Source organism: Rhodococcus sp. SBT000017, assembly GCF_003688915.1.
In the GTDB taxonomy this organism is placed as follows: Bacteria; Actinomycetota; Actinomycetes; order Mycobacteriales; family Mycobacteriaceae; genus Rhodococcoides.
The window spans coordinates 2,920,151-2,932,322 of the sequence record NZ_REFU01000001.1 but is presented as its reverse complement, the minus strand read 5'-3'; the positions used below and the strand labels follow the sequence as shown (position 1 = coordinate 2,932,322).

Genomic DNA, 12,172 nt, shown 5'->3' with positions numbered 1-12,172 from the left:
CTGTCACAGACGATCGAACGAGCAAACGACGGGACCACCGGCAAGGCGCGCCGGTGGTCCCATAACTGGCAATCCAGGTGGTCCCATCACCCTGGCAGAAATCAGGTCACGCTGGTCCCATGCTCATGGCAGACGACAACGCTTCGTGCCGCGTCGCGGGTAAAACCGGATTCCAGTCCGGCGGCACTCGTCGTAGATCGGCACGTCATCTAGACGGGTGGCATGACATGCACGTGCACAGCTGATTCGGGGAGATTGAAAATTCGGACTGATCGGACACCGGTGCCTGGGCGGCAGACGCCGCTGGGCACCGGGTCAGATCAGACGGGTAGCGCGAACCACCGCATCGCGCAACGTTTTCGAGTGCACACCGATACCGCCGACGGTCCTGGAACGCTCGAGTGCGGTGTCGATGCGCCACGAGGAGGCGTCGAACAGGGCGGTGATGTCTTTTACGGTGACGGTGGCCTCGTGCGGCGGCTCGCCATCGTGTGAATGATGTTGTGCGCCATGGTGCAGATGCCCGACGATGAGCAGCGAACCGCCCGGCGCAACCCACTGCGCGATGTGTCGATAGAAGTCCAACTGCGGAATAGACGGATGCGCGTAGTGGGTCATCACCAGATCCCATCGCTCGGTGGGGTTCCAGGTCGTCAGGTCGGCTTCGATCCAGGTGGCGTCGACACGTGCCGACTCGGCCTGCTTCGCGGCGGCGTCGAGGGCAGTGGCGGAGATGTCGGCACCGGTGACTTGCCAGCCCCGCTCGGCGAGCCAGATCGCTTCTGCTCCGGTGCCGCATCCTGCGTCCAATACGGAGCCGGGCGTCGATCCGGCTGTTTCCTCCACGAGATACGGATTCGCGGCGACGGTATGGGATGTTCTGTCATCCCAATGGTGCTGCCAGTAGTCCTTGTCGAAGGTGTGCGTCATTGCAGGGTCCTCTCGGTTCGATGTCCTCGAGTCGAGAGTGGCAGCCCATCGCGAATGCAGCAAGCTATCTTGCTGCTTCGGCAAATCGGTACGAATGTACGACTTTCGGGAACCATTCGTCGCCGCCGAGCGTCGAAGGGGTGGGGGTAGTCGGTCGACGATGGGGGACGTTCGAGCATGACGAAGTGGCGAGAAGTGACGAGCATCGAGTGCCAACAGGATTTCGACGACCTGCTCGACGTCTGTATCGACATCGCAGCCGAACGGATCAGCGAGAACTGGGGCCTGCACCCGGTGGCCGTCGTCAACGCCATCTCCGGCGGACAGCGGGTGCTCGCGCCGCTGCAGTCGGAGGGAGGCGGGGCATCGAACACCGCGATGCACGAGCAACTCGTCCACGATCTGCGAGCCGTCGCCGGAGATCTGCGGTCGTACGCCATCGTCTCCGACGTGACCGGCGAGGAGGCGTCGGGCACATTTCTCGAGGTTCTGCTCGAACACCGCGAATACGCGATGCGGATACTCGTCCCGTACCTGATGCCCGACGCCACGACCTTCGATCTGGGTCCTACGAAAGCTTCAGTGGGACAACGGCTTCTGTGGGGCTGAGCGTGAAGATGGCGCAGGTTCGTGGCCAGTGGAAGCTGCAGGCGGCAGCCCATCGGAATTGCGATACCAATCGGTATGCTCGGGCACATCGGGGCTCGAAGGGGCCAGGCAGAATGCGGAGGCGGTCGATGTCGAATCAACCCGTTCGGATTGTCGGCGACGGCGGTCCTTCGGTCGTTCTGTTGGCCGGAGGGGCTGAATCGGTCTCGGACTTCTTCCCTGGTCTGGTCGACGAACTGGTGTCGAATCGTCGGTGTCGGGTTGTGCTGTACGACCGACCGGGAGTGGGTAGCAACGCAACTCCTGGGCAACTGTCCGGTGCGAGCGTCGCGCTGCATGCGATGCTCGAAACGAACGGTTTCGGTCCTGCTGTGCTGATCGGCCAAAGTCTCGGGGGTGCTGCCGCGCTGCTGCTCGCCAGGGACTATCCCGAGGATGTTGCAGGTCTCGTCCTGCTCGATCCGTCTTTGGTGAACGATGTGAACCTGGCGAGATCGACCGAACGTGCGGCCCGTGCGGCGGCCTTCCTCTGCCGGGTACCGCTGGTCGAGAAGCTGTTCGACTCCCAGTTCCGTTCGTACGGTGCCAAGTTGGCAGACCGACGCAACCTCAGTTCGGACGATCGGTCGGCGTTTGCCCAAGCCGCCGCGGTCGATATCCCCAAACTTCGTGAGGCAGTGCAGGGCTTGGCGGAAATCGCACAGGACTTCCGCGAGAGCGATCTTCCGCGCGTGCCGTCGGCGGTCGTTACCGCCGATCGAAAGAAGTCCTCCAAAGTGTTCAGGGCGCATGCACGCTTGGCCGAAGCTCTCGGTGCCCACTTGCATCAGTGGCCGGGTGCAGAACACGCCGTTCATCTGACCAATCCTTCAGAGGTTGTAGACGTCTGCAGACAAGTTCTAGGAGAAGTCGATCTCAGGACCTGATGCCCGACGCCTCGACCTTCGATCTGGGTCCGACGAAAGCCTCAGTGGAACAACGGCTTCTGTGGGGTCGTGAGTGCTGTCAAGCGCGCGTATCGAGTGTCGACGTCAGTGCCCCGTCGAGGACGACTCGGTCGCTGGTAGCGATAGTGAGGTTTCGACGTAGTGCCTGGGCCACGATCATCCGGTCGAACGGATCGTTGTGAGCCCAGTCGAGTTGGCCGGCCGCCGACGCGTCTGCGGAGTCGATGGCGAGTTCGGTCGCGTTCATCCCGGTCAACCTTTCGGCCCACGTCGACAACAGAATCTTGCCGTCGAAGCGCCCGATTCGAGTCTTGATCGCGATCTCCCATGCCGAGGCCGCCGAGACCACCAGTTCGTTGCTCTGATCGGCGAGTGTGCTCCGCGCGTCGTCGGACATCCTGCTGGAATCGGTGACGAGCCACAGCAGTGCGTTGGTATCGAGAAGGAACGATGTCACGCCGGCGTTTCCCAATCGGACAGTTCTGTCGGGGGCAACGGTTCGTCGAACGATTCCGGTACGACGAGACCACGCAGCTGGCCGAAGACGCGAGGCTTGGGTCGAGTCGGTGTCAGTACCGCGACGGGTCGGCCGTGATTGGTGATCGTGATCGAAACGCCGGTTCGCTCCACCTCGGCCAGAATCGCATTCAGCCGCGTCTTGGCTTCTGTGCTGGTGATCGTCCTCATGTCGCGAGTTTAGACCAGTGCGACTGGTCCGAATAGTGTTGTCGTCGAATTCGACTTCTCGTCGGGTGCGAAATGTGTCACTCGATATACCTCGACGGGTAACGCGGTCGGTTCGGCAGCGATGGACGGTCTGTGATTCCCCGGCGAGAGCGGCAAATGATGCCGAATGCTGCCTCGTCGGTGATGGACGGACGTCGCCGAGTTCTCCCGTCCCTGCTCGCCGTGCTCATGGTGCTGTATCTCGTGGCAGTCTTCGCATCGAGGTTCGATACCAACGGGGCCGGTGCAGTCGGCGAGATGTGGGCCTCGGCAGTGGCTGCGATCGGATTGCTGGCGCTGGCACCTCGGCGGCCCAACCCCGTGCGGCAGGGAATCGCCATCGCCTGTGCAGCGGCGGCACCGGCCCTGACCATGGTCTTCCACGAGTACGTCGAAGGCCAGGTGTGGGCGCTGATACCGGCGATGTTCCTCGCGCTCTATCTGCGGGCGACCTACCGCGTGGTACTGGCTCGGGTGCTGTGCATCGCGCTCGCCGCGCTCTCGACCACAGCGCTGCTGCTCTCTCCGGCCCCGGTGCCGATTCTGTGGGCAATCCTCTACGTGGTGTGCATCCTCGGAGCTGCCGAGATGTTCGGTGCCCTCGGTGCCGACCTCATCGCCGGCGCTCTGCGAGACCCGCTGACGGCCACGTGGAACCGCGCAGGATTCACCTACGCGGCGGCGAACCTCGCTGACGGTGCCGCCCGCCGATGGGAGAACATCGCCGTCATCGTGTTCGACGTGGACCATTTCAAAGCAGTCAACGACAGGCTGGGTCACGCCGCCGGCGACCGCGTACTCACCGACGTGGCCGAGCGACTGACGAACAAGGCCCCCGCCGGAAGTGTGGTCGCCAGACTCGGCGGCGACGAATTCGCCGTCCTCGTCACCGGACACGACGCAGGGCAGGTCGACGCTCTGGCCCAGGAACTGATCGAGGGACACCGGGTGGGCGTCACCTACGGAACGGCACTCGGTGATCCGAACGTCGACGTCCTCGATTCCTTGCTGCCCCTCGCCGACGCCGACATGTATCGACGAAAGGCGCTGCGCCGCAGTGGTTGAGGTGTTGGCCCGGATTTCCCGCAAACGCGCGCGCATTCGCCAGGTGCGCGCGAACTAGGCCCGGATCGGTGGCGAATCCGGACGCGTTTCGCAAGTGCGCGCGCGTTTGCGGAACCGGGGCCGCGCGCGCCCATCGGCCCCGTCCAGGGGATTGGCACTCTCAACCGTCGAGTGCCAAAATGGAGGCACATTCTCACTCGAAAGGAGTCCGCAGTGACTGTCACCTCTCCCCACTTCGATACACGTGATTCGGACGACGACATGCCACCGAAGTGGTGGAATCGGCGCATTCGTACCCGCGCACAGGTGACCGAATACGCCGTGATGTTCGGTGCGCTGTCGATCGTCTCGTTCTGGGCCGCGGGCCTCGGCATCGCGGCAGGACTGATTGCCGTCGCCTCTGCGCTGTGGGCCGATCGCAGCCCCGACCTCTCCGGCCCGCCCGCCGATCGCAGCGACACTGCGCTGGCTATCGGCACCGGAATTCTCGGAATCATCGTCGGCGTGGGATTCGTGGTGATGGTGCTGCCGCACTGGTGATGGAGCGCCTGCCTCGAGGCCGGTCGACCGCAGTGCGGTCGGCCGGTTTCGTTGTTTCGAAGAACATTTCTCATGTATCTGCGACGGAGCGTTGCACCAACCTGTTTTATGTGTGACGCTGTGTTGCGTACACATTTGTTCGGACGCAGGCGGAAGGACCACCATGACTGCAGTCGACGACGCACGGACGCTCTACCGAGACAGGCTGCACGCTCTGTCGACGGCATCTGTGCATCAGCACTTCGACGCCTTCCTCGACATCCCCTGGGACGAGCCCGAATACGCGATCGTTCCGAACGATCCACGCTGGGTGCTCTCGGACGCGGACCCGCTCGGCCACACCGACTGGTACAAGTCGCTTCCCCTGGACCGACAGATTCACATCGGGATGTACCGCCAGGCCAGCATGGTCAAGGTCGGCCTGCAGTTCGAGCAGATCCTCATCAGCGGACTCATGCAATACGCCCTCACACTGCCCAACGATTCACCCGAATTCCGGTACTCGACGCACGAGGCAACCGAAGAGTGCCACCACACCCAGATGTTCCAGGAACTGGTGAACCGCATCGGCATCGACGTGCCGGGTGGGCCCGCGTGGTTCCGCAAGGTCGTGCCGATGCTCACGGTGTTCGCCGCTCGATCGGCACCGTTCGGATTCTTCGTCGGCGTCCTCGCAGGAGAAGAGCCGATCGACCACATGCAGAAGGGCGTCCTGCGCGCCGGTAGCGTCGGACACCCCTTGGTCCAGCGCGTGATGCAGATTCACATCGCCGAGGAAGCGCGACACATCGGCTTCGCGCATCAGTATCTCGAGCACAAGGCTCCGCGGCTCGGACGCTTCGAGAAGGCATCGATCTCGATACTCATGCCCGTCATCATGCGACTGCTGTGCGACGTGATCATGAAACCGAGCAAGCAGATGCGACGCGACCTCGACATCCCCGACGAGGTAGTAGACGCCGTCTGGTGGGACAGCGACTCCTCGCGAAAGGCATTGCGCGACACGTTCGGTGACGTTCGTATGCTGGCGGGCGAGCTCGGGCTGATGAACCGCGTGTCCCGACGCGTCTGGCGCGCCCTCGGTATCGACGGACGACCCTCGCGCTACCGCAGTGAGCCGTCGTTCGGCTGAGCTGATTGTGGGGGGATCGAGCGTTTCCCGATGGTGAGGCTGAGCGCATCGAGTTCGGCCAGCACAGCCGTGGCAGCCCAGATCTGGTTGCGCTTGCTGGCTGTCAGTACCTCGAGCACTCCTGCCTCGGTCAGCCGAGCGAGGGCGCGATAGGTACTCGCATCGGTAGTGCCGGTGATCTGGCCGGCCGTGTCCGCGTTCAAGATCGGGGTGTCGAGCAGGGCGACGATGATCTTCGCGTCCGCCGAATTGGCGCGGGGTCGCGCGGTGGCGCGCCAGTGTTCGGGAAGTTCGGCCAAGGCCTGGGCCGAGTCCTGGGCGGCGTAACTGGACACGGTTGCCGCGTGCGCGACGTACTCCACGAATCCATCTGCGTCACCGGCGCGGTAGTCGGTCAGTCTGTCGAAGTAGCGGCCTGTGTCCGCAAGCATCACCGATGCCAGAGGGACGGTCACTCGTCCGGTCAACCCGCGTCGACGCAGGATCGCGCTGATCAGAGCGCGGCCGATGCGGCCGTTGCCGTCGGTGAACGGGTGGATGGACTCGAACTGGGCGTGCGCGATCGCGGCCTGAGCGAGTATGGGCAGATCTGTTCGATTGGCAAAGGCGAGCAGATCGGTCATCAATTCGTGGACGAGTTCAGGCGGAGGTGGCACGTACAGGGCGTCGATCGGGGTGTAATCGCTGCCCCCGATCCAGTTCTGCACGTCGCGAACGATGCCCGAATCGCGCGCGGTGTAGAAATCCGGTGCCATCAATAATCTGTGCGCGGTCGTGAGATTGTCACCGGTGATCGGACCTTTGCCTGCGGCGTCGACCATCGCCGCCAATGCATGCACGGCCGCAAGTTGAGATTTCGCCTCGGCGTTGGATTTACCTCCTGCGAACGCCTTGCCGAACGCTCGCCAGCCGGCGTCGATGTGCTCGATCTTCGACGATGCCACCGACTCGCTTCGGAGCAAAAAATCGGACAGAGGAGCCAGGTGCTCGCCGAAACCCGCCTCCAGTCGTGCAACTGCAATGATCGCCTCTTCGTTGGCCCGAGCAACCGAGCCGGACAGATCGCAGTGCGCTTCGCCGATCATGGGTGGAATGGACACTTCGACGTGTTGCAGCGTGCGATCGGCCCGCGAACCTTGACGCCGACTCGGCTTCCAGGCCCGCGACTCGACGCGGTGTGGCGACCAGATCATTGCTGCCCCCGTCGTCAGAAAACGCGATCAGTCCGGCCTTAAATATACTTTGATAACATCAAAGTATTCTATGCGGCCGAATGGTTGCGTTTCCCGCCGCTGTCGGGGCTACCGCAGTAAGCCGTCGTTCGGCTGAGTCTCCTCGACGACGCTTTCGAGGGGCACCTGCGGGATCGCGATCCCGCGGGATGCCCCGAGGCCCTTGACCTGCAGCCAGATGGTGTCGGCCAGGAACGTCGCAAAATGATCGAGCCCGGTACGTGATTCGGTCTGCCCGCTCCAACTGCGCACCGCACCCATGCAACCGGAGACAAGGCCCGCCACCCACGGCCGCACCAGCGACCAGTCGTCGGTGGTCAGGTCTGCGTGCACCAGTGACAGGAACGCGGCGACGCTCACTTCCAACTGCTCGGCCAGCAGAGCGTTGGTCTCCTCGAGCGGCGTGGGCGACTCGGCACTGACATCCTGCTCGACGAAACGCGTCCACGCGGGATGCTCGGCCACCCAGCGCACGTACGTGCTCACCACTCGATGCACCACGTCGCGAGGCGTTCCGGTCAACGCGAACGACGTGACCAACGTGGCCGTCAACTCCGAGCAGATGGCCCGCTGAATGGCCGTGTCCAAGTCGGTGCGATCACGAAAATGCCGGTACAGCCCGGTGCGATGCACCCCGGCCTCGGCGGAAATCTGAGCGGTGGTGAGCCGCTCACCAGGAGCGATATCGCGCGCCAGAACCGTCATGGCCGCGTCGATGATATGGCGTCGACGATCGGTGTTGTGCTGTTCCCAACGCCGCTTGCGGCCATCGGACGTCGGGCGGGGGCCACCGTCACTCATGCTGCATGGTCTCACGTCCATATCGGATGAGGACGTCAGTTGCTGCGATTACGAAGCGCGAACAGAACCCCCGCTGCGGCGACCACGGCCACCGCTGCCCCGATGGGCCAGAGAGGGAATCCACTGTCGGTCTCTTCCATGGCGGTTGAGGTTGTTTCGGTTGTGGCCGGCGCTGCGGGTGCTGCCGACGTCGGGGACGATGAGGTGACTTGGAACGGAATGCTGCCGGTGATCGGATGCCCGTCGGCGGAGACCACTCGGTAGCCGATGGTGTACTCGCCGCCGGCACCGAGCCCGTCCAGATCGACGGTCACCGTGCTGCCGTCGACGACGGGATCCGATGCGGCCCAATTCATTCCGTCGGATCCGACGACGGTGACGGTGGCGAAGTTCTGTGAGACGGACTGGTTGAACGTCAGGGTCACCTCGTCCGGCGCGGCGTCGAGCACGGAGTTCTCGGCAGGGTTGCTGGACTGCAGAGTTGCATGCGCAGCTGCTGGGGCGATCGACAGTGCCGTCGCGGTGAGAATGGCGGCTGCGATCACGGCGAGGCGTTTCATCGGGTGCTTTCTTGTTGTGGTGCAGGGTTATTCGTGCGGGGGCTCGCCGGTGACCTTGTGGTCGGCGAAGTTGAGGCCCTCACGAACGAGACGGGCGAGGTGACCGTCGGCCAGGCGGTAGATGACGTTGCGACCGTCGCGTCGGGTCTCGACAAGTCCGGTGAACCGGAGCTTGGCCAGATGCTGACTGACGGCGGTGCGGGAGGTTCCGGTGGCTGTGGTCAGTGCGCTGACGTCCGCGGGGCCTCGGTCGAGTAGCCAGAGGATGTGCAGTCGGGTGGGGTCGGAGAGCATCCGAAAGGTGTCGCTGGCCGTGGCCAGGCGCGCGGAGTCCGGTTCGACGGCATGGTCGAGACTGATGCGCGGTTCCTTCTTCGGTGGCATCGAACGTCGTCTCCCTACGCGGAGGCGACCACCGACATTCGGGAGCGACTCCACAGGCGTGCTGCGGACAGTGCCGCAAGTGTAGCCAAGCCCGTGAGCACCATCGCCGCGGCGAACAGTCCGAACTGGGCCCCGACCCATCCCGCAATCGGATAGGTGAGCAGAAACGCCGCGTGCGACAGTGAGAACTGCGCCGTGAAGATGGACGTTCGGGTGCTCTCGTCGGATTCACGACGCAGAATCCTCGCCGACGGCGTATTGATCATCGACGTCCCGACGCCCAGCACCGCCCACGTCGTGGCCAGCGCAACCCAGGCGGCCGACCCACCGTGCAGTGTTGCCACCAATGTTGCTGCGGCCGTGCCTGTCACGGCTACCGCGGCCCCGGTGAGCATGAGGGTGTGATCGCTGATGGATCTGACGGCTCGCGGGATGAACAGTGCTGCCACCATCGAACCGGCACCGTAGAAGCCCAGAGCGATGGCCAACTGGCTGTTCGATCCTCCGAACAGATCGCGGACGTAGACCACGGAGTTGACCACCACGAGAGCTGTCGCTGCCGCGACCACCGTGTTCAACGCGAGCAGTCCCTGCAGTTCGGGATTTCTGACGAACCTCGCGATGCCTGTTGTCGGTCTTTGGATCTTGGTTGCGACGTGTCTCGGTAGTGCGGTGTTGACCACCAATACCGCGGAGACGACGAACCCCAGAGCTGTGCCGACGAACAGCGTGTGGAATCCGATGACCGTCAACAATGCAGCGGCGATCAGTGGGCTGAGCAGTGATTCGAGGTCGTAGGCGAGTCGCGAGAGCGTCAACGCGCGGGTGTACTGCTGCGCGTCGGGCACCACGGACGGAATGACGGCCTGGAAGGTGGGAGTGAAGGTGGCCGACGCCGCCTGCAGAACGAAGATCAGCACGTAGACCTGCCACACCTGATCGACGAACGGCAATGCCAGCGCGGTGAGCGCCCTGACGACGTCGGCGGTGACGAGTACCAGCCGGCGCGGCAGCGTGCTGGTCAGTGACGAAACAATCGGAGCGACAAACACATACGCGATCATCTTGATCGCGAGGGCGGTGCCGAGCACTGCGCCGGCGGCACTGCCTGCGATGTCGTAGGCGAGCAGCCCCAGCGCCACCGTCAACAGTCCGGTGCCCAGCAACGCGACGACCTGCGCGGTGAAGAGGCGTCGAAACGCGGGAATGTCGAGCAGCATGGCTTCAACATACACACGTGTGCGCAAGTGCGCACTCATAATATTTTCGGGTATTGGAACTCTGCGCCCGGTTCACGCAACCAGCCGCACGTGAACCGGCATTTTTAGGTACATTCGGGACACAATCGAGCATCCGGGGGTGGTTCATGGCCGACGCATTTGTGGAGAGTGCGTGCCGAGCCATCAATCAGTTGCCCTCGATGATCGGATACTGGGATCGCGCGCAGCAGAACGTTTTCGCCAATCGGGTCTACGCCGACTACTACGGCATCGAGCCGTCACGAATGCTCGGCATGCACATCAGCGAACTGTTCGGCGAGACTCTGTACGGGTTGAACTCGCCCTACATAATCGCCGCACTCGCCGGTGAACAGCAACAGTTCGACCGCACACTCATCGATGTCCGCGGCGCGGTTCGCGTCACGCAGGCCACCTATGTTCCCGACATCGTCGACGATGCCGTCGTCGGATTCACCGAATTGGTGGTCGATATCAGCGCCCGCGCCGAAGTGGAACGGCAACGCGACCGAGCGATCCGGCTGTTCCAGATCGCGATGGAGAACGCCCCGATCGGCAAAGCCGTTCTGACAGTGGACGGACGCTGGTTGCAGGTGAACAAGGCCCTCTGCGAACTATTGGGATACACCGCGGAAGAGTTGCAGCAGAAAACCTTTCGTGACCTCACTCATCCCGACGACATCCCCATCGCGGACGAACACCTTCGCGCGTTGGCAGAAGGAACCCTGACCACGGTCGCGTCGGAGAAGCGGTACGTCCGCAAGGACGGTGCAACCATCTGGGTGCAGCGCAACGCCACACTCGTACGTGACAACGAAGCCGGCGACGTGATCATCGCGCAGATCCAGGACATCACCGCACGAAAAACAGCCGAAGCCGACCTCGAACGACAAGTGCTGATCGACGACTTGACCGGGCTGGCGAATCGTCGACGATTGATGGCCGAACTGCACTCGCTCAGGGAGTCGGCAGGCGACCGCCCCGTCGGAATACTCTTCGTGGACGTCGACGGCTTCAAGTCCATCAACGACCGATTCGGTCATGCCGTCGGTGACACTGTGCTGCAGGGAATTGGACGGCGCATCCTCGACAACGTCCGCTCGGACGACGTCGCGTGCCGCATCGGAGGAGACGAATTCGTCGTCCTGCTGCGCAGTGCCCGCTCACTCGAAGGAGTCGAGCGACTGGCCGAACGAGTCGTCGGCCTACTCGCCGGGCCGTACGACATCGCCGGCACCGCAATCCAGGTGACAGTGAGCGTCGGATGGAGCTGGGAGCCGACCACCAGCCCCGACAACCTTCTCCGCATCGCAGACGAACGAATGTATTCCTCGAAGCGAGCCTGAGATCGGGATCAATGTGGGTTTCAGTCGCTCAGAATGCGCATCTCAGAGACGTGTGGGCCGAGCACCCAGCGGCGGCGCAGGGATAGGCCCGCGGTTCTTACGTGAATCGACTCGATACGCGATGTAGAGATACAGGAAGCCGGTGATGGCACCGCCCAGACACCCTGCCGCAGTGTCGAGAGCCGTCGAACCCGAGTCGACTATCAACTGGATCAGAAGGAAGCCGATACCGACTGCGGGGGCAAGAGCAAGTGCATTGATGTAATCGGCTCGGGTTGCGCCGCACTTCTTGCTCAGAGCCCCGGTCATGACCCACTTGCGAAATGGCTTCTGCATCTCGGCCTCCGGCCTGGTGTGGTCCACTTTGCCCGTTTTCTCCACGGTACCGGATAGTTCGCGGCGCTGACGATGTCGTGGGAGGGTGCAGGTATGCGTGCTCTGGTGTTTCTCGCGGTTCTCGCAGTTCTGTACAAGTGGCCTCTGTTCGGAGACAGTCCCGGCCAGTGGTCGGCACTGCTGCAGGGCGTCATGTTCGGCGCGATCATCAGCACCGCGGTGACGCCCGCGGGATGGAAGGCGATCCGACGCATCAGGGGTCGACTCGATGGGTCGTACAGTCCACCCGGGTCCCCGCGGCCATGAAATCGGGTGCAGCTGACCGC

At 63.3% G+C, this 12,172-nt stretch carries 16 protein-coding genes; 7 read left to right on the top strand and 9 right to left on the bottom strand.

Annotated elements, in window-relative coordinates:
- Nucleotides 1-315: 315 nt before the first annotated feature.
- Nucleotides 316-930, bottom strand: a complete 615-nt coding sequence (locus AYK61_RS13650; protein WP_121871156.1) for a bifunctional 2-polyprenyl-6-hydroxyphenol methylase/3-demethylubiquinol 3-O-methyltransferase UbiG — start codon at nucleotides 928-930, stop codon at nucleotides 316-318.
- A 177-nt stretch (nucleotides 931-1,107) separates the two neighbouring features.
- Here AYK61_RS13650 and AYK61_RS13645 point away from each other — a divergent pair, with 177 nt between their 5' ends.
- Both AYK61_RS13645 and AYK61_RS13640 read left to right on the top strand, forming a co-directional pair.
- Nucleotides 1,108-1,539, top strand: coding sequence for a hypothetical protein (locus AYK61_RS13645; protein WP_121871155.1), 432 nt, complete (start codon nucleotides 1,108-1,110; stop codon nucleotides 1,537-1,539).
- A 128-nt stretch (nucleotides 1,540-1,667) separates the two neighbouring features.
- The gene (locus AYK61_RS13640) at nucleotides 1,668-2,465 is read left to right on the top strand and encodes an alpha/beta fold hydrolase (RefSeq protein ID WP_183130271.1); all 798 of its coding nucleotides are present in this window, start codon (nucleotides 1,668-1,670) and stop codon (nucleotides 2,463-2,465) included.
- Nucleotides 2,466-2,544: 79 nt separating this feature from the next.
- Here AYK61_RS13640 and AYK61_RS13635 read toward each other — a convergent pair whose 3' ends face one another.
- Nucleotides 2,545-2,943, bottom strand: coding sequence for a type II toxin-antitoxin system VapC family toxin (locus tag AYK61_RS13635; RefSeq protein WP_183130270.1), 399 nt, complete (start codon nucleotides 2,941-2,943; stop codon nucleotides 2,545-2,547).
- Complete coding sequence (locus AYK61_RS13630) at nucleotides 2,940-3,173, bottom strand: type II toxin-antitoxin system Phd/YefM family antitoxin (protein WP_121871152.1); 234 nt, start codon at nucleotides 3,171-3,173, stop codon at nucleotides 2,940-2,942. The genes AYK61_RS13635 and AYK61_RS13630 overlap by 4 nt, the downstream gene beginning before the upstream one ends.
- Before the next feature lie 156 nt (nucleotides 3,174-3,329).
- Here AYK61_RS13630 and AYK61_RS28175 point away from each other — a divergent pair, with 156 nt between their 5' ends.
- The 3 genes from AYK61_RS28175 (at nucleotide 3,330) to AYK61_RS13615 (ending at nucleotide 5,949) form a co-directional block, all read left to right on the top strand.
- Nucleotides 3,330-4,277 (top strand): GGDEF domain-containing protein, encoded by a 948-nt coding sequence (locus AYK61_RS28175; RefSeq protein WP_121871151.1) that lies wholly within the window; start codon nucleotides 3,330-3,332, stop codon nucleotides 4,275-4,277.
- Nucleotides 4,278-4,490: 213 nt separating this feature from the next.
- Nucleotides 4,491-4,817 carry a hypothetical protein gene (locus AYK61_RS13620; RefSeq protein ID WP_121871150.1) on the top strand — a complete coding sequence of 109 codons (327 nt, stop codon included), beginning with the start codon at nucleotides 4,491-4,493 and terminating at the stop codon, nucleotides 4,815-4,817.
- Nucleotides 4,818-4,980: 163 nt separating this feature from the next.
- Nucleotides 4,981-5,949 (top strand): diiron oxygenase, encoded by a 969-nt coding sequence (locus AYK61_RS13615; RefSeq protein ID WP_121871149.1) that lies wholly within the window; start codon nucleotides 4,981-4,983, stop codon nucleotides 5,947-5,949.
- Here the strand turns inward: AYK61_RS13615 and AYK61_RS13610 are convergent.
- The 5 genes from AYK61_RS13610 to AYK61_RS13590 all read right to left on the bottom strand — a co-directional run bounded on the left by AYK61_RS13610 (nucleotide 5,922) and on the right by AYK61_RS13590 (nucleotide 10,146).
- Nucleotides 5,922-7,142 (bottom strand): Fic family protein, encoded by a 1,221-nt coding sequence (locus AYK61_RS13610; RefSeq protein WP_121871148.1) that lies wholly within the window; start codon nucleotides 7,140-7,142, stop codon nucleotides 5,922-5,924. The two genes, AYK61_RS13615 and AYK61_RS13610, sit on opposite strands and share 28 nt — an antisense overlap.
- A 108-nt stretch (nucleotides 7,143-7,250) precedes the next feature.
- Nucleotides 7,251-7,982, bottom strand: a complete 732-nt coding sequence (locus AYK61_RS13605) for a TetR/AcrR family transcriptional regulator (protein ID WP_183130269.1) — start codon at nucleotides 7,980-7,982, stop codon at nucleotides 7,251-7,253.
- A 35-nt stretch (nucleotides 7,983-8,017) separates the two neighbouring features.
- Nucleotides 8,018-8,542, bottom strand: coding sequence for a copper resistance CopC family protein (locus AYK61_RS13600; protein ID WP_121871146.1), 525 nt, complete (start codon nucleotides 8,540-8,542; stop codon nucleotides 8,018-8,020).
- 27 nt (nucleotides 8,543-8,569) lie between these two features.
- Nucleotides 8,570-8,926, bottom strand: coding sequence for a metalloregulator ArsR/SmtB family transcription factor (locus AYK61_RS13595; protein ID WP_032396178.1), 357 nt, complete (start codon nucleotides 8,924-8,926; stop codon nucleotides 8,570-8,572).
- Nucleotides 8,927-8,940: 14 nt separating this feature from the next.
- Complete coding sequence (locus AYK61_RS13590) at nucleotides 8,941-10,146, bottom strand: MFS transporter (RefSeq protein ID WP_121871145.1); 1,206 nt, start codon at nucleotides 10,144-10,146, stop codon at nucleotides 8,941-8,943.
- A gap of 146 nt (nucleotides 10,147-10,292) precedes the next feature.
- On the opposite strand from AYK61_RS13590, the gene AYK61_RS13585 reads away from it, so the two are divergent.
- A complete protein-coding gene (locus tag AYK61_RS13585) occupies nucleotides 10,293-11,510 on the top strand; it encodes a GGDEF domain-containing protein (RefSeq protein ID WP_121871144.1) in 1,218 nt (405 codons plus the stop codon).
- A gap of 42 nt (nucleotides 11,511-11,552) precedes the next feature.
- Here AYK61_RS13585 and AYK61_RS13580 read toward each other — a convergent pair whose 3' ends face one another.
- Nucleotides 11,553-11,846, bottom strand: coding sequence for a hypothetical protein (locus AYK61_RS13580; protein ID WP_147458324.1), 294 nt, complete (start codon nucleotides 11,844-11,846; stop codon nucleotides 11,553-11,555).
- 93 nt (nucleotides 11,847-11,939) lie between these two features.
- Between AYK61_RS13580 and AYK61_RS13575 the strand changes: the two genes are divergently transcribed.
- Complete coding sequence (locus tag AYK61_RS13575) at nucleotides 11,940-12,152, top strand: hypothetical protein (RefSeq protein ID WP_147458323.1); 213 nt, start codon at nucleotides 11,940-11,942, stop codon at nucleotides 12,150-12,152.
- Nucleotides 12,153-12,172 lie beyond the last annotated feature (20 nt).